The 18,116-nt window shown below is 41.0% G+C and carries 15 protein-coding genes; 5 read left to right on the top strand and 10 right to left on the bottom strand.

The window, feature by feature from the left end; translation table 11 throughout:
* Window positions 1-32: 32 nt before the first annotated feature.
* The 4 genes from Q0976_RS17815 to Q0976_RS17800 all read right to left on the bottom strand — a co-directional run bounded on the left by Q0976_RS17815 (window position 33) and on the right by Q0976_RS17800 (window position 3,471).
* Window positions 33-584: a phage tail protein gene (locus Q0976_RS17815; protein WP_299495226.1), complete on the bottom strand. Its 552-nt coding sequence runs from the start codon at window positions 582-584 to the stop codon at window positions 33-35.
* Window positions 585-598: 14 nt separating this feature from the next.
* Window positions 599-1,915 (bottom strand): phage tail sheath C-terminal domain-containing protein, encoded by a 1,317-nt coding sequence (locus Q0976_RS17810; protein ID WP_299495225.1) that lies wholly within the window; start codon window positions 1,913-1,915, stop codon window positions 599-601.
* Window positions 1,912-2,283: a DUF2586 family protein gene (locus tag Q0976_RS17805; RefSeq protein WP_299495224.1), complete on the bottom strand. Its 372-nt coding sequence runs from the start codon at window positions 2,281-2,283 to the stop codon at window positions 1,912-1,914. Before Q0976_RS17805 ends, Q0976_RS17810 begins: the two co-directional genes overlap by 4 nt.
* Window positions 2,284-2,574: 291 nt before the next feature.
* The gene (locus Q0976_RS17800) at window positions 2,575-3,471 is read right to left on the bottom strand and encodes a LysR family transcriptional regulator (RefSeq protein ID WP_299495223.1); all 897 of its coding nucleotides are present in this window, start codon (window positions 3,469-3,471) and stop codon (window positions 2,575-2,577) included.
* Window positions 3,472-3,574: 103 nt separating this feature from the next.
* Here Q0976_RS17800 and Q0976_RS17795 point away from each other — a divergent pair, with 103 nt between their 5' ends.
* Window positions 3,575-4,183, top strand: coding sequence for a short chain dehydrogenase (locus tag Q0976_RS17795; protein WP_299495222.1), 609 nt, complete (start codon window positions 3,575-3,577; stop codon window positions 4,181-4,183).
* A gap of 356 nt (window positions 4,184-4,539) precedes the next feature.
* On the opposite strand, the gene Q0976_RS17790 is transcribed toward Q0976_RS17795, so the two are convergent.
* Complete coding sequence (locus Q0976_RS17790) at window positions 4,540-4,908, bottom strand: hypothetical protein (protein ID WP_299495221.1); 369 nt, start codon at window positions 4,906-4,908, stop codon at window positions 4,540-4,542.
* A 216-nt stretch (window positions 4,909-5,124) separates the two neighbouring features.
* Here Q0976_RS17790 and Q0976_RS17785 point away from each other — a divergent pair, with 216 nt between their 5' ends.
* Window positions 5,125-6,672 carry a family 1 glycosylhydrolase gene (locus Q0976_RS17785; protein WP_299495220.1) on the top strand — a complete coding sequence of 516 codons (1,548 nt, stop codon included), beginning with the start codon at window positions 5,125-5,127 and terminating at the stop codon, window positions 6,670-6,672.
* A gap of 181 nt (window positions 6,673-6,853) precedes the next feature.
* Window positions 6,854-7,729: a bile acid:sodium symporter family protein gene (locus Q0976_RS17780; RefSeq protein WP_299495219.1), complete on the top strand. Its 876-nt coding sequence runs from the start codon at window positions 6,854-6,856 to the stop codon at window positions 7,727-7,729.
* A 101-nt stretch (window positions 7,730-7,830) separates the two neighbouring features.
* Here Q0976_RS17780 and Q0976_RS17775 read toward each other — a convergent pair whose 3' ends face one another.
* The 5 genes from Q0976_RS17775 to Q0976_RS17755 all read right to left on the bottom strand — a co-directional run bounded on the left by Q0976_RS17775 (window position 7,831) and on the right by Q0976_RS17755 (window position 14,384).
* Window positions 7,831-8,853 (bottom strand): zinc-binding dehydrogenase, encoded by a 1,023-nt coding sequence (locus Q0976_RS17775; RefSeq protein WP_299495218.1) that lies wholly within the window; start codon window positions 8,851-8,853, stop codon window positions 7,831-7,833.
* 695 nt (window positions 8,854-9,548) lie between these two features.
* Window positions 9,549-10,046: a hypothetical protein gene (locus Q0976_RS17770; RefSeq protein WP_299495217.1), complete on the bottom strand. Its 498-nt coding sequence runs from the start codon at window positions 10,044-10,046 to the stop codon at window positions 9,549-9,551.
* Window positions 10,047-10,113: 67 nt separating this feature from the next.
* A complete protein-coding gene (locus Q0976_RS17765) occupies window positions 10,114-10,488 on the bottom strand; it encodes a hypothetical protein (RefSeq protein ID WP_299495216.1) in 375 nt (124 codons plus the stop codon).
* A gap of 419 nt (window positions 10,489-10,907) precedes the next feature.
* On the bottom strand, window positions 10,908-12,593 hold the full coding sequence (locus Q0976_RS17760; RefSeq protein WP_299495215.1) for an NAD(P)-binding protein: 1,686 nt from the start codon (window positions 12,591-12,593) through the stop codon (window positions 10,908-10,910).
* A gap of 810 nt (window positions 12,594-13,403) precedes the next feature.
* Window positions 13,404-14,384: a transposase gene (locus tag Q0976_RS17755; protein ID WP_299495214.1), complete on the bottom strand. Its 981-nt coding sequence runs from the start codon at window positions 14,382-14,384 to the stop codon at window positions 13,404-13,406.
* Between the two features lie 709 nt (window positions 14,385-15,093).
* On the opposite strand from Q0976_RS17755, the gene Q0976_RS17750 reads away from it, so the two are divergent.
* Window positions 15,094-16,335, top strand: a complete 1,242-nt coding sequence (locus Q0976_RS17750; RefSeq protein ID WP_299495213.1) for a multidrug effflux MFS transporter — start codon at window positions 15,094-15,096, stop codon at window positions 16,333-16,335.
* Between the two features lie 225 nt (window positions 16,336-16,560).
* On the top strand, window positions 16,561-17,535 hold the full coding sequence (locus Q0976_RS17745; protein ID WP_299495212.1) for an IS30 family transposase: 975 nt from the start codon (window positions 16,561-16,563) through the stop codon (window positions 17,533-17,535).
* The last annotated feature ends 581 nt before the right edge of the window (window positions 17,536-18,116 follow it).

The following is an 18,116-nucleotide window of genomic DNA, read 5'->3' as shown; positions in this document are numbered from 1 at the left end:
CGCAACAATCTCATTGGATTTCAGCATACAGCTTATGAGCTAGGCAAAGTAAAACTGGGCTCTGCAGGGGCTTTGACACTGTAGTCTCTTTCCCAGCCTTCGTTTTCTAATTTAATGCTTTGAATGGCAATCGCATTGCCATTCGCATCAAGATCCGGCATGGCCGTAAAGTCAGATACCCAGCACCGATAGATGTTATAGGCAATCACTTTTTGACCCGCTTCATTGTAAAGTTCAATAATAATATCTTTACGAAAATCCTTCAGTGACACAATTTGATCAGACTTATCCGCCCCTTTCGTCGAATTACTGTAATCCCAGACTTTATTGGCCCATTGCTCAAACACTTCATCATGGGTAACACCACGCTCTAAGGTAATGGCCTCGTAGGATGTTTGCCCAGGCGACAAGTGCGTCGTCAATGGATCGCCGCCAGAACGATGTTTCACCACATCCGTGGTGCGTTTAAGGCCAGTCACTTTACTGACACCCGCAACATACTTGCCATCCCATTTCACTCTAAACTTGAAGTTTTTATAAGGATCGACTCGATAGGTATTGGTTGGAAATTCTGTATTTGCCATAAGTTAATTCTCCATTAGATCGTAGCGACCGTTTGCTGGAATTTAAGCACAACAAATTCAGCGGGTTTGACGGGTGCAAACAAGATTTCAACATTCACAATGCCTTTTGCAATATCATCAGGTGTAGTTGTTGACGCATCACAAATCACTTTATAATTGTAAAATGCCCCTTGAACAGCCAACTCTTTCATAAATGCCCCGATGCTCAACCTAAGCTGTGACCACAATGATTCATCATTATCTTCAAAAACAGCCCATTGAGTGCCTCTTTGCAGTGACACTTCGATGTAATTAGTTAACCTTCTCACACTGATGTATTTATAATCATCGGACAATAAATCCGCGCCACGTAATGTCCTGTCTCCCCACACAACGGGACCAATCACTGGAAAATCACGTAAACAATTAATCCCCAATGGGTTTAAAAAACCGTTATCATCATTATTCACTTTCACTTCAAGCCCAGTCACGCCCACCATGCCCGCATTTTGGCCTGCTGGAGCTTTCCAAACACCACGATTCAGATCATTAGTCGCCATCACCCCCGCAATAACCCCGCAGCTCGAAAACACGCGTTCCCTATCTTGCATATTGGGATCCGGCAACTTCACTTTTGGAAAGTAACTACAGGCATAACGCCCTGTATCCCCATTAATCCCCAGATCCGTCGGCTGAATATCAGGCCACTGTCCCGTTTTAGCCTTATTGGTCCATGCATCTAGAGGCTCAGCAATAAATAAGGCTCGTTTCTTCTCGCAAAAAACGGCCGCAGCACTATTAATCGCCATCAACGTGTCCGCTGTGCCGCCATCATCAGTGCCGGGATCGGGAGGAATACACAACATATTGAAAATATCCACGGTACTGAGGGCATACAATCCCGTTCTTATGTCCTCTTCGCCTAAATAATCATCACTGTCACTCAATAACGGGCTATCTGTGCCGCCCGTCATGGTATTGGTGTTGATCACACTGGGCGTGGTTTTAGGAAAACTGGGCGAGGATTTCGGTAAATTACCTGTTAAGCGAATATAATTAGACTCATGAGCCAATGTTTGATCCACTCGAATCGCGCTATTTCCTCCACCTTTGACCGTGACACATTTAAAGGTTTCAACAGGTTTACCATTATCCAGTACTGTTAAATTAAACAAGTCATTCTTCGCCACACCATCGGCTTGCTGATAAATCGAGGCCACTTGATCGGTAATACCATTTTGATCCAAAGACACGGAAATATTATTCCCCCACACACCGGGGTTGGCCGCGCTAAAGGTAAAGCCATTGGCTGAAATAGAGGCGGTAGCTGAACTGTAATCTGCCATTGTCATGCGTTAGCTCCTTTTTTAGCTGGGGCCTTAGCCGGCGTTGCAGCAGGTGTTGATTGACTGGTTGAGGAGCTCGATTTAGAAGCAGGTTGGGCCTTTTGAGGAATAATAAATCGCCTAATAATAATGGCTTCGCTGCCACCATTTTGAAAGAAGTCTTTCACCGCATAAGTCAACGGAAAGTCAAATGCTAACTCTCCAAACATTTGCTCAAAATTCCCCATACTGGTCACGGTAATCGCATCATCCACGGGACCTCGTGGTGCTCTTCCAATAAAAGCGGTAATCGCGGTGGGAACGCCTGTGATGGTGTGGCTACCACTTGGGATCTCTTCCACGTAGACGCCTGGATAACTTAACTGTACTGGCATATTTAATGTCCTTTTTAAGTTTTACATAAGCATTTACCTCTTATCTGGCACAACAAAATTCCCCAAAACAAAATTAACTTACAGGTGTTTTTTTAATCATTCAAGTAAAGTTTTTAATCCTATCTTTTCTTTTTAAATAGAAAAAAAATGACAAAAAAATAAATAAATACACAAGATAAACAATGAAATAATAAAATAAATCGATGAAAACATCGACCACTAAACGCAATAAATGGACAGATAAAAATCATTCATTAATAGAAAAAAGTACTAGAGAGCAAGCGTTAACGATCACAGTAAATATAAACCACTGGATTTAAACCACTGCATCACTGCCCTGTTAAACCGTATTAACTTTTGAGGTGTCACCCTATGTTGGGCATAAATAAGACTTAAGCACTGACTTTGAACTGACCACTTTGGTAATATATGAATAAGTTTACCGCAACGAATATGCTCTTCAACCTGATAAAAAGGTAAACTGGCCAGCCCAGATCCTGCTGTGGCTAACTCTGCGATAGCACTATAAGTATTACAATGCAGCCTTCCCATAACGGTGAACGTCGCCTTTTTATCGCCATGAACAAGCTCCAGTTCACTCCAGCCCCTTTGTCGACTATTAAGAATAAAACGGCATTGGTGAATGTTATCTAATGTCGGCATTGGATGATGCTCAAGATACTGCTCGCTGCACACCAATACATTACGGATCGTCCCTAATCGCTTTGCAATAACATCCTGTGGTAAAGCATCATCAGCCCTTAATGCCACATCATAATCACCTAGCTCTATCTGCTTTTTAGCATGATCGCAATCTAAGAACAGATTGATGTCAGGATAGTCCAGGCAAAACTGAGGTATCACCTGCTGGCTCAGTATCCTTCCAAGCTCCAATGGTGCCGTGATTTTAAGATCGCCACTGATCTCTTGGGTCATGTCCTTTAGTTGAATTTCAGCCTCAACGGCTAATAATTGAATTTGCCTCGCCTTAGCGTACAGAGCCTCACCGGCTTCAGTCACACGAATAGAACGTGTGGTGCGATAAAACAGCTTCACATTCAAATCTCGTTCCAATTTTTGAACATGACGAGAAACCAAGCCCTTAGAGACATCTAGCTTATCCGCCGCTAGCGTAAAACTCTGCATTTCTGCCACCATCAAAAAAGTCTGCAAGTAGCTTAAATCCACTGTATTAACCCCATTTATGCAACAGTCTTATTATTTTATGCTGTTTTTTATTGTTTAAAAAGTAATTAGCATTAAAAACACTCTTCATAACCGATAAAAAAACATGAAAATACTCATCATAGGTGCATCAGGCACCATAGGCCGTCAAGTCGCGGCAAGATTATCTACACAACATGAGATTATTACCGCTGGTAGGCACAGTGGCGACATCAACATGGATCTCACCAAAACTGACTCTATTCACAATGCCCTTAGTGCTATTGGTCAAGTGGATGGCATCATTAATGCCACAGGGGATGTGGCCTTTAAATCATTTGAACATTTATCCCAAGAAGAATGGAATACAGGCATTAACAGCCGTTTAATGGGGCAAATCAACCTTACTCAAATCGGGATCCATCACCTAACGGATAACGGCAGTATCACATTAACCAGTGGTATTATTGCCGATCACCCCATCAAATATGGTGTCAGCGCTGCCACACTTAATGGCGCCATACACCATTTTGTCAAAGCCGTATCTAATGAGCTCCCCAGAGGCATTCGCATCAATGTAGTAAGCCCAACAGTGGTCACTGAATCACTCGCCACTTATGGGGAATATTTTCCAGGATTTAATGCTATCGATGCGAACACACTTGCTCAGTTTTATCAGCGCTCAACATTAGGTGTAGAAACGGGACAAACCTTTAAAGCTTATGCGGGAAATTAAACCTCAGGCTTTAAAATGACTCATTTAAAAATCAACGAGCTGATCACAAAGATAAAGTAAATAACCTGAACTCGGGATAAGCAGCGCCGCTTAATAGCGCTATTTTTGCCCCTATCTATGTTGTGTTTTCTACTAATAGCCCGCTATTAGACACGACATCCCGCCTTGATATAGACAAAAATAGCAGTATTTAGCCAAATTAAACAATAAAGAATAACGGGATTTATTTTAACCTATTGACTTTAAATGGGTTACCAATTTTCTTTGACACCCATCATCCCGAATTCAGGTTAAATACTGTAACCCAGTAACTGCTCAAGCTATCGCCTCCATGTTCATCACCATGTCTCACGGGGTTAGTGTTGATAATAGTGATGAGCATGTGAATCGGCCTGACTGCCATCGTCATCATGATGATGGGCATGAGCATTAGCGTGAGATGAGTCACCATCTGTTGTTTGATATTTATCAGCATGATCATTGGCTGCAGTAAGATCCCCATCATGATCATGAACATGGGCTTTTTCATGGGCATCTTCATGTTTAGCCGTATGCGTCCCTTCTTTACCGGAATCATCATAATGGGTTTGATGTTGGCCCTCTTCGGCGGTATGATCAGCACTTGTCTGCGTGTCGTTTTCACTCATACTATTATCCGCAGCAACAACACCCGCACTGATACACATACTCAAAATCAGATAAAGACACTTAGTTGATAGATTCATTTGAACATTTCCTTGTTATAGCTTATTTATCATGCCTTTCGTTTCATTAAGTCAAAAAGCACATCCTTTTTTAATATAGTTGATCCAATGAAATTGGCGACTTAAAAACAAGTCAACCTTGTTAAAGCAATGCTGCTTATTTATGCTTTTTGTCATCTCCTGAATAATAAGCCACAATAAGGAGTGATTGGCAAAATATTCGACAAGGTGACTTTATTGTTACTCATTCTTGCAAGCATTATTTTAGTCGTTCTACCCATAGCTATTTTATTGATTTTATCTGTATTAGGTAAAACCAGAGAAACAGCGTTCTTATCCCATTCAAAAAACAATGTGGATGTCACCTTTCCAAAGTATTTTCTCTGGGGCTCTGCCACAGCGTCACAACAAATAGAACATTTGCAAAATACCGATTGGACCGCTTTTATCATAAAATCTTTATCAGAAAAACAGAACAACGCGCCTAACAAAGACAAAGAAGAAGCGGCTTATGTTGAAGGCATTGCGCAGTTTCCTGAACATATTATTCGAAAAACCGCTAACTTTGACGAGCGATATGAAGACGATCTTCAAGCTGCTGCCCAAATGGGACACAACGCCTTTCGTTTCTCATTTTGCTGGGCTCGGCTCTTTCCAAAATCAGGAATGCATTCCCCTTGCCAAAAAGGCATCGATTTCTATCAAAAAATACTAGATTCAATGAAAAGTAATCATCTTAAGCCTTGTGCAACCATATTTCACTTTTCATCCCCTCTGTGGTTTTGGGAAGCCGATGCACAAGGAAAGCGAGGCTGGGAACGGAATGATGCCCTTCACCATTTTGAAATATATGTCAGCACATTAATCACACATTTTGGCTCACAAATTGATTTTTGGTGCACATTAAATGAACCCACAACTTATGTTTATTTAGGGTATATGGACGGACGCTTTCCACCCAATGAAAAAAGAACCGACATGAAACAAACAGGCTATATTATTGCGACCTTAGTCCGTGCCCACGCCTTGTGCTACCGCTTATTGAAAAAACATGCTAAAGCCCATAACCGAGACATTCAAGTCGGTTATACCAAACATATTCGACTCTTTGAGCCTTATCATAATCATAATCCTCTGGATCGGATCACAGCCGCTAAAATTGAACAGAGCTTTATTTGGGATTGGATGGACGCCATACATAGCGGCATTCTCAAAGTCACAGGAACCAAGCTAAAAATAGCCATACCAGAAGCACAACACACAATAGACTATATCGGAGTGAATTATTACGGTCGTTTTTATATTAAAAGTCACCTATTGACTCCCACTCACTATGAAGTACTTGAAAATGATCCAAACGATACGCAAGAAGAAGTCAATGACATAGGCTGGTGCCTCTACCCGCTTGGTTTTCGAACAAGCCTACAACATATCGCAAAACGTTATGGCCAACTGCCTATTTATGTACTCGAAAATGGCGTCGCCGATCATGCCGATGACGATAAACTCAGACAAGCATTATTATGGACACATCTACGTGAATTGGGGCTTGCGATACAAGAAGATGGTCTCGACGTACGAGGATATTTTCATTGGGCATTAACAGATAATTTTGAATGGGCGAGCGGTTTTGATGCTAGGTTTGGGCTAATCAGTGTAGACTACAAGCAAAATTTTCACCGCACAGCTCGCCCATCGGCAAAAATATTTTCAAGCATCATCACATCCGGCATCACCAAAGAAAACTGGCAAGCGGCTAAAACAAAATATAATATTATTGATTAATTTAACATATGAGGAGCAGTTCACTCATTAATAGGCCTAAACCCTGTCAACACATGATTAACTCTCTTTCACTCCCCCACCAACTCGCCCTCTATAACCTCATAATATGTACTTTAACGTCCTTTAGTATAAGATAAATAACAGTAACGATAACAACAATAACGATAAAAAAGAGAGAATCATGGAAGCTGATATACTGATTAAAATTATCTTACCTGCTGCTTTATTTATTATTATGTTAGGCATGGGATTATCTTTAAAGCTGAGAGATTTTCAGTTAATCATTGCTAAACCCAAAGCCGTTATTTTAGGTGTGTTAGCGCAAATGTTAATGCTACCTTTGATTGCGTATTTACTTATTCTGAGTTTGAATATTGAAGGGCCGCTGGCCATTGGGTTGATTATTTTAGCCCTATGTCCAGGCGGCACCACATCCAATCTGTATACCTACCTTGCAAGAGGCGATGTGGCCCTGTCTGTCACCCTAACATCAATCGTGAGTTTACTCGCCCCTTTTACTTTGCCTTTAATTTTACTCATGTTTATGGATTTATTATTAGGTGGTGGGGATAAAGTTGATTTACCTGTACTCAAAACCATGGCTCAGTTGCTTGTGATTACGGTTATTCCCATTAGCTTAGGCATGATTATCCACCGCTTTAAGCCTCACTTTGCGATGGCTGCAGAACGTTATGTGAAAATATTCTCTATTGTGTTCTTGTTATTAATCGTGGTGGGTATAGTGGCAAAGAATATTGACTTCATGGGCAATTACTTTGCTCAAATGGGCATTGCAAGCCTTTTACTGAATATTATCAGTATGGTTTTAGGCTTGAGTCTAGCAAGCGCGGCTAAGCTCAATTTTGCTCAGCAAAAATCAATTGCCATTGAAATAGGCTTTCAAAATGGTACCTTAGCGATAGTCATTGCCCTGACATTACTGCAAAACACCCAAATGGCCATTGCCGCGACGTGTTATTCATTACTTATGTTTATCACAGGCGCACTTTTCACACTGATATTAAACCGTTTTGAAGCCCGTACACGCGTCTCTTAAACCTAAGGGAATTGCTTTAAGTGTTATGGAAGCCATGTTTATTTTGGCTTCTTCTGTATTGATACCTAAGTGATGTGAAGCAAAAGGAATGAATAAGAGTCTTAATCGCGCACCAAGACAACTTTGCCAAGAGTATGGCCACAGCGAAGGCAGTCAATGGCTTGATGTGCTTGTTTAAAAGGAAAAACATGCCCAACATGAGGCGGTGGAATATCCAACATCCCCATATCAAAGATAAGTGACTTCATAAGGGGTAAATGCTCCCAAAGCCATATTAAGTTAAAGGCCATTACAGAACGGTTGTCACTTATCATATCCATCACATCATATCTTGGCCTTATCAAATACTGCAGCGCCGCTCGTAAATACTTGGGCCTATTTCGACCAGGCGTAAATTCTGCCGCGCCAAAGACAATCAGTCTGCCCATCGGGTGCAATGCATTGAAGCTCGCCTTTTGAACGGCGCCACCGATGCCATCTAATACCAAATCAAACCTCAATTGATGCGATGCCAATTGCTGTTGAAAATTGGCTTCACGGACTAAAATCGATTCAAACCCTTGCTCCTTTAAAAAATGCGCTTTTTGATTGGACCTAACAGTACCTATTGGGTATGCGTCCATGGCACGTGCCATCCTCATTGCTTGTAGGCCAACACCACCTGCAGCGCTATGAATGAGTATTTGTTGCCCTGATTGAATATTCCCCAATTCCTTTAATGCATAGTACGCCGTTAACGTTTGCACTAAGTAAGCGGCTCCTTGCTCAAAGCTCCAACCGTCTGGCAAAGCCTGTAAATAATCATCATGGGTAATAATATGTGAGGTATAGCCACCAAATCGTGTGACTCCCATGACGCGACTGCCAACCTTAAACCTGGACCCTTCCTCACCCACATGCACCACTTCACCTGCAAACTCCAAGCCTGGTGTAAATGCCCCTGTTGGTGTTGCACTGTAAAGGCCCGTTAATGCAAAAATATCAGCAAAATTTAATCCAACGGATTTAACCGCCACACAAACATCTTTTACCTTGGATAACACCAGAGTGTCTTCTACCAGCTTCAATCGAGAAATAGCCCCCGCTTTGGATGTTGTCCATGACTGTCTAATTTGACTATTCATGCTCAATATTATGCTGCCTCTCATTTACTTAAGGGATATCCCCAAAGCTAATTCATCTAAGGTAAACAATCTAGCGCATTTTTTGTTAGCCCAGTATTACCTGCATAGTGAAGAGAGTTGCGATGTTAAATTCAAGGCTAAGAGGTGGTATTTTGTAGAAAGCACCAAGAGAATAAAATGGCCTATTAACGCCATAGTCTTTTGTTATGTGAATTTTATTAAACCGCCATATCCCCAGATAATGGTTCCGCATAAAGCCTATTGAAACCTGAGTACATAGCTAATTTTTACTTACAGTTAAGGCCATCTCCAATAATTCCTTTATCTGGTGCAATAACTTTTCTATGTATTTTAATTAGCATATTGCGCCTAAAACAACCAATAAAGCCCCCTAACTTTGAAACCAATCATCTTTATTTAAAAAACACAAGTACTCTAAGTAAATAAAGAGGAAGATAGTAATAACACCTGCTACGATAAATAAAACTTCTTTTTTCCCTGCTGGATTATAATTGATTTCAAGTGGATCATTCATTGGGGAAATTCTCTATTCACATAACAGCTTATTCAACAGCAGCAGGATAATCATCTAGGCTACTGACTCTTTTTTAAAACAAATAATTAAGCTAAAGTACACTGCTAAATCATTGTTGTGAAATAGTTATCGTTAACAATGAGTGTGCCATTATTAAACCTTAATATAGAGACTTATTAGTGGGATTTATTGAATCACGGCAAGGGTAAGACTTTGGATCTTTCCTGACTAACCTTGTCATTTCTTGGTTGAATAACGCCACATACTTAATGGCCTTTTGGCTGAGTAAGGATTGTTCTTTGCACACAATGGCATCTCCACCGACATTAATGGACTTCCATTTAGCATCAAAAATAACGCACCTAGAAAACTCAAACTCAAAGCCTGGACGACTAGGTGCAAAATCATCGGCAACACTATAAAAATAAATGTCACTTTTATCATAATCACGTTGAGCATGCTCAACGGCTTCTTTAGGTTCCAGTTTATTGATAGCAGGAGCAAAAGAACATACATCTTGATCTGATAATTGACTTTCTAAATATTGGCGTAACGCTTCTTTTTGTATTTTCGACTCCTCATTACTCAGCTCTATAGAAGCAGCCATAAACGGAATACAGAAAAAAATCAAAATCTGAAATATGCGTAGAAATATCACTTTAACCTCATTAACGCTTTTAGCAACCGCGGCTTGTCGATAAGAAGAAGCAAGCTACCTAAATGTGTTACACGCTAGAAGTGTCATCTACAAAATTGACATCTTCATCTACTAATTCATAGAAATGTATATTGGCCGGAGAACCGCTCCCCCTCGACAACATTTCTATGCTATCAATCATATTATTCTCAATAGTGACATGCGTTTCAGCTCCATCACTTAAGTCAGTTGATTTTATTAGTGGGCCAATTAGATGGTAAGCACAAGTATCAAGATTTTCCCCTTGAGCCTTCAAACGTACATTCAGCTTAAAGGATATTATAAGCCCTACGCCAGTATCTTCTCGTTCTATTACTTGAAGTTGTTGAATTATATTTTCGATCCCATACTCTGGGTACTCTTTGGCAAGCCATTTCAATATATCTACTTCAATTTGATTCAACTGAAACTCCATCTTCGTATCACAGCTTATTCAACAGCAGCAGGATAATATTCTAGACTGCCAATTTTTAAAACAGTTTTTTAAAACGCATCATTAAGCTAGAGTATACTTATAAAGCATTGTTATAAAACAATTATCGTTCAAAGTCTAATCCTATTGTTCAAATCAATCCCTTATCTTAATGACGCATAAGCTCTGTATTTTGCATATGCTCAACAACCCTATCTGATATCGATGAAACAAAACTTATCAAGACATATATGTCTTGATTGTTCTTTGGCATAAACCCACCCACCGATGACTTACCAACGACTCAAAGCCTAATTTACAACGACAAACGAGGAAAATAATTAAGGGACTCTTAGTTATTCTTTTTCCCTCTGCTCAAGCTAACGCCCACCGTACGCTTTATCGCTGTCTCACCCACCCACTTTAGAAACCGGCTTCGGTCGGCGTTGCCAGCCGTCATAATGATGCAACGACGCTTCACCTCGAGAACCATCAAGCACCCTTCTCATAACTGGATGCTGAGATAGAAGGCCTTCAGTTTGAAACATTGAAAAGAGAACCTGCACTTTCCGGCGATCCATACGGCGTTCGGTTTCCCTAATTAGGCGCTGTCGCTCATCTATATTGCTTGCCCGAAGGTAGCGCGCCACGGCGGCACCAGTCCAACATGCGTCGTGAACACCAATGCCAAAGCGAAACCAAGCCGACTGCGCTGCATCGCCAACGATGAAATACTCACCTTCACCGTATCTCCCAGACGTGCGCCCGGATCGGACACCGGTGAGGTAACTATGAAAGAAACTGGCCGTATTTTGTGCGGCCGAGGGGAACGAGTTCTCCTCCTCCAAAAAACGCCCCACTTTCTCCTTATCAAGTTTGGAGTCCACCCCCATAGCGCCGAGCAAACGCTCCGCGATTGACCAAGCGGACCCCACTAGTGTGCTGGCTTCGCGCGGAAACATCCCTTCGAGATGGACTCTGCGAATGCTACTTCGATCCAAGCCATGCCAGTTCTGTGGATCCAACATATCTCCACGAGACTCCGGTATCCAAACCCAATCAGGAGGGACCATATTATTAGAATAAAGGTCAGGGAGACGATCGAATGTGAATATCGCACGATCGAGGCTACAGACCATGCAAATCGGATCGTCAAAGACCCTTGAATCATCGGCCAACGCTAGAGTCAAGAACTCTTTCCAGTCTTTGTGACAATCTTGGATCTTATCGTCAATCGTATGCAACTCAGATTCCGAGCCCTCTAAATAAGAACTCAACAGATCATCGGGACTCAGAACCTCCTGTACCAGTCTTCGCAGGCCGCAAATAGACTCTTTCCCCGCCAGAGCTTCTCGAATAGAACTATGGCCTCCAGAAGCATCAACCACGACATCAAAAGGCAATGAGATCTCGTCAGCAACCTCCACGAGTTCAACACCAGCACGCCTCGTCATGCACGAGCTCGTAAGAGGGTTTGGGTTGGGGTGATACCGAGCAAACAACTTACCATCCTCGGCCACCGCATCACAATGTTCGTACAAGACAACGCCAAGCTTCAGGGCCACCACGCGTAGAAAGAAGATCAGATCAAAGAGCCAGATGGTGCTCTTGTCTGCATACGAGGGTGCGATCTCACTACGAAGAGAGCGGGGCGCGCCTAAGGAGGAAAGGTAGCGTTCCTCGTGACGAAAGATGCCCACAATACGCGAACGTATCGGACGCCCGTGTTTCTCTAAAACCGTCACGTTATGGCCACGCATGGCGCATTCGATTGCTGTGGTCAGTCCTGCTGGGCCAGCTCCTGCGATCACGATCCGCTTAGGCGTACTAGCACCTGCCACACGAGCGCACCGTTCGGACAGAGCGCAGTGGAATGCATCGAGAAAATCATCAGCCTCAAGGTCATCGTCGACCAGCCATCGAGTATGCGCATGCTCACCGGGAAGCGTCAGAGTCTCCTCAAACTCAGCCTCAGTCTCCCTTGAGCCAGCCCCTATGGTGGATACAGGCCGCAGTGCAGCCTTAGAAGAAAGCGCCTTGCGAGTCGCAGGGTTAAGGTTGGTAAGTTGTTCCTTCAAAGTCTCGAACGAGTGCATCGAAAAGTCCTATATTATAATTTATAACCAGCCATTATTAATCAGTAACATAATGAAATTTGTAGCCAAGATCAACACTCAGCATTTATCAAATCATGACCTGACTGTTTTTAAGCTAATGCCTGCTGTTGATCTTGAAAAATAAGTGATATTAGGGAAATTGAGTGAGTGTTGAAGTGTAAGGTACCGACTCAGTTGGCCTGTTATAATATGAGGCTGAGACTCCTCATCTTAACGCTTAACATATCAAGATAAGCTGCGCGCTAGTCTATAGGTATATATTGGCAGGGATTAATCAAGAAAACGATTAATCAAGACACCCATCACGATTAATCAAGACACCCATAATTATATGCTTACATAACCACCCAAAATCGACATGCTAATAATAACCGCTTCGTACTTTATAACGATTAATCAAGACACCCATAATTATATGCTTACATAACCACCCAAAATCGACATGCTAATAATAACCGCTTCGTACTTTATCATTCATACAAAGGTTCAACGATTAATCAACAACGATTAATCAACAACGATTAATCAAGACACCCATCAACGATTAATCAAGACACCCATAATTATATGCTTACATAACCACCCAAAATCGACATGCTAATAATAAACGCTTCGTGCTTTATCATTCATACAAAGGTTAATCTAACATCCAATCTATCTATAATCATATGCAACCAATCAGTTGTTCTGGATTACATATACAATAAGTCACTAACAAATTTCATAAAATGTTCAGTATCATAAAAAATATGAGATTAGTGGTTTAAACTAAATGGAACTAAAGTGCCGTTAAGCACTATCAAGCCAACGATGACAATTCCCAGCCCCTTGTCGTCGTTTACGATCTAAATGCACACAATAAGCATCCAGTTCTTGTAGGCTGCCAACTGGACCTTTAAATAAACGTGTAAACTCTGTCGTTAACTTAAGCCAATTCTCTTGAGGAATATTAAGTCTATTGAGGATGGGCATTGCAGACTCACTGATAGCACCACGCTTATCGTTCCTAATAATCCGCCCTGTTTCATCTACTAACTGCAAATAATCATCCAAATGAAAGTGTAACCCTTTTGACATATCAAGTCGTTCATCACCTACAAAATCAAGTAATTTTGCTGGCAACTCCCCCTTTAATCCTGCCTTTATTCTCCGCTGTATACTGGTAAAATCAGACGATTCTGGAGTCTCTGCCATTTTTGCACGAATAGGATTCAAATCAACATAAGCCATGCAAGCAAGAAGCGCGGCTTCATCAAGCAACGCCTGAGATTTAAAGCGCCCCTCCCAAAATCGACCACTACATTTATCTTCCCGATTTGCCTTTCTTGCAATAGGCTCATTTAACGCCCGCATCAACCAGCTGATATCACTTAAACGACTGCGATATTCTGCAATCGTTTTTGATAATAAAACCGTTTCATGAGGCTCAAGTGACGAGCCATTAGTCAATTTTTGAGTAATGTCAGTTCCATTGAATAACTGATGCCAACGCTCGGCAACCTCCAGCTCAGACCAAGAATTAGCTTCATAAATATCCACACACAATACTAAATGCAGATGATTAGACATCACCACATAAGCACAAATATCAATGGCAAATACTTGCCCAAGTTCAAGAATACGTTCTTCAACCCATTCACGTCGATGCTCATATGACTGCCCTGTGTAGCTATCTTCTCCACACAAGTAAGCTCTTCTCACACACCGTGATATACAGTGATAATAAGGAGTGTCCTCGATACTAACAATGGCTTTTCTTGGTATTGGCATAACACCCCCACCGATGACAGTTCAACTATTCAAAGCCTAGTTTACAATCGCAAACTAGGCAAATAACCATGGGTGTCTTAATTATTGTAATTATTTCGTCTTAATTATTTCGACTGGAAATTTGGTCAAAACAAATAAAATAATCGTGGGTGTCTTACTTATTTTTTTGTTTATTTTTCTTATTTTTTTGTTTATTTTTCTTATTTTTTACTTATTTTTTTATTTTTTTCACTTATTTTTACTTATTTCTTGGAACAATACCTTTCAACGTTAATTCTCTTACATCTGTTTATTCCGGCGAAAAACCAAAAATATTAGTGATGAACTATATGACCAAGGGTAAAATGCATATGGTAGTTATTATCAATAAACGTTTCTCGCTATCATGAGATATTACGCGTTATCTGAATAATATCCATCAACGGTTAACTGATTATATGACATAATTAGATTAACTTATTAATTTTAAATAATGGGCGGGAAAATAATTTGTGAAGCTGGGTTGCTGAGCCTTAATCACATATCTGAATCCCCGTCCCCTCGACTGGAAGACATCCTCAGGTATAAATCGCCTAACGAGGTCTTTGTGGAACACTTGTTCGTAGCATAATTATAGTACTATGTGCATTTCGGATGGCGGAGGTACACGTCGTAGGATTTATTTAAACCCCGTTAATTGTTTGCTTCTTTGTGGTTAAGTAGGTATATAATGTTTCGTTTTGTTAAATTACCTTTGTTGTTGAATGGACGTAATGTCCATGAAGGAAAGTGGTTTCGTTTTATTTTTATTTTTATTTTTATTTCTGCCATCATTGAGACGGACATTTATTTGCCATCGTTTCCTGATATTTTGCATGCCTTTAATACTAATGCCGTGATGGTGCAGCGGATATTGAGTTTTAATTTTATTGGAGTTTGTATTGGCTCTTTAGTATATGGGCCTTTGTCCGATCATTTTGGGCGCAGGCCTATTTTAATGTTCGGTTTTGCTTTGTTTACCCTAACTACTATTGGCTGCGTTATCGCTACTAGTATAGAGCAGTTGTTGTTTTTTCGTTTATTGCAAGGTTTTGGCAGTGCTGCTTGTATGGTGGTGGGCACGGCTATAATCTTTGATTTATTTGAAGAAGAAAAGGCGGCTAAGTTCGTTGGCGATCTTAGTACTATGGTGGTCAGCATGTTGGCCTTTGCTCCTTTAATTGGTGGTTGGATTAATATTTACTGGGGCTACAGAGGTAGTTTCATTTTTGTTGCGGTATTAGTTTTTCTCTCAGCGGTAACATGTTTGTTATTTTTACCAGAATCGCTACCGTCTGTTCAGCGCAGGAAGTTCACGTTAGCTGAGATGCGCGAAGGTTATGCTGCGGTGTTGTCATCCAGAGTGTTTTGGTATAACACTCTGATCTCCAGTTTAATGCTGGCTGCATATTTTGCCTTTATTTCTAATATGTCATTACTGTTTGTAAATGAGTTAAATGTGGCTAAGTCGGTTTTTCCTTATTTTCAGATGGCGATTTCAGGCTCATTTGTTCTGGTGAGTATTAATAATGGTCGGTTAATTGATAAATGGGGAGTAAACTGCCTGAAGAATGTTGGGTTGGTAATAGTGATGTTAGCCTCATTGCTGTTCTTAGCTTCACCCTATAGCTGGTTAAACTCGCCTTATTATTTAACGCTGGTTATGTGTGTCTTTACTATTGGTGTGGGATGTTCGATTAATATTTTCATTGCTCAGTCAATGCGGGTTCGTTCAGATTTAGTGGGTATTGCTTCATCTTTGGTAACAGCCATTCGTTTATGTATTATTGCCTTATCCATCAATGTCAGCAGTAGTTATTATGATGGTAGCAGCGACAGCATGATGCGTTTTGTTGTCGGTACCACAGGTTTATTGTTTCTGATTTATTTATTTCACTATATCAGTATTAAAGGTAACAAAAAAAGTAGTTAAATTCACAAGAAAATATACGAATAATTAGCCACAGTGTTTTTATTGTTATCTTTGGGATAAAGGCATACCACGACAAAGCAATATTTACCATTATACCTGTTGTAAGTATCGGGGTTTGAAGTCCAACCCCAAGCCCCAAATGAAATGCACATAGACTCACATTTCAATTTAGTATGAAATAAGCATAAGATTTCGTGTTGAGTTATTTAATAAGGGTTTTATTTCATGGGTGGTAAGCATCTGACTCAGAAAGAGCAGTGTTACATAGAAAAACGCTTAGCCTGTAATGTGTCTAGATATCAGATAGCCAAGGAGCTGGGCGTCTCTACATCAACGGTCTACCGAGAAGTTGAACGTAACACAGCAGTAGATTTTAATAAGCTTTATTCTTGCCGTCGAGCAGTAACCTTGGCGCAAGCGAGACGCACCGATGCCAGCTCTGATAAGCGTTTTAGGCAAATTACAGATAAAGTGAGTCAGTTCATTCATGACAGACTGCTTGTGCATACTTCACCTGATGTTATCAGCGGGGAACTCAGACTTAAGCACAAAATATCTGTCAGCGAAAACACGATTTATCGATATATTCAGCATGATAAACAGATGGAAGGGACACTGTATAAATTACTCCCTCATCGTGGAAAACCTTACAATAAGCGTCAATTAGTGAGTCAGCGGGTTAAGATTGTCGGACGTACCGGCATTGAGGAAAGACCGACTGTTGCGGATTTCAAACAAGAGCCTGGACACTTTGAAATAGATACGATTTTTGGATTAGAGCTAAAATCATTTTTATTGACTGTGGTTGATAAGGCAAATAAAGCACTTATTATCAGAAAGTTGCCGATCAAGCGAGCTGAGACCGTGGTTAATGCCTTTAGTGATATCGTAGGGTCAACGCTCCACGAATTTAAGACCATCACCTCTGACAATGGGTCAGAGTTTGCTCAACTTAGTCAGATAGCAGAGATGACGGGAGCCGACTTTTACTTTGCTATGCCCTATCATTCATGGGAAAGAGGATTAAATGAGCATACGAACGGGTTGATAAGGCGTTTTTACCCTAAGGGCACAGATTTTAACTTGGTTAGCGATGAAGATATCGCTAAACTGGGACACATCCTCAATACTAGAGGGAGAGCCTCACTCGGGTATAAATCGCCGAACGAGGCCTTTATGGAACATTTGCTCGCAGCATAATTATAGCACTATGTGCATTTCGGCTGGCGGAGGGGCTTTTGCTTTTGCTTTTGCTTTTTCTTTTGCTTTTTCTTTTCAAATCAGTGTGAATGCAAAAATAACCATCGGATGCAGGGATGCATTCGTTGAGCCTATAGGGACATATTAACGGCGAGTTATTTTTTGTATTCGCACATAAGCCTGCGGCAGGCAATTAACTTAAATAACTCCAATCATTTCAAATAAGATAACTTTAAACAAATGAGGTTATTGATTACACCCCAGTGTGAATGGCCACTCACAAGCTTAGCCTGCGTAAAGAAATAAACACAAATTTAGAATGTAGGCAGCTATAATCGCCCCCCTGCTTTTATCTTTGCTTTTTCTGTTGATTTTAGATCCCCATCGGAGTGGCTGAAGTTCGTTGAAATAAATAGCGTAAAGCAGATAGGGATATCTGTTTAATTTTCGGGTTATAGGGATGTAGCATCGAAAATGTCAGTTATTTCTTTTATAAGAACGAAGCACCTAACCAATGCATTTCACTCCGTCGGGGGCGGCAAAGGTGATCCAAGAGGGGATTGCTGTTGATCCCCTTTTGG

Source organism: uncultured Shewanella sp. (genome assembly GCF_947501665.1).
Classification (GTDB): domain Bacteria; phylum Pseudomonadota; class Gammaproteobacteria; order Enterobacterales; family Shewanellaceae; genus Shewanella.
The sequence above is the reverse complement of the archived record's forward strand: the minus strand, read 5'-3'. Positions and strand labels throughout refer to the sequence as shown.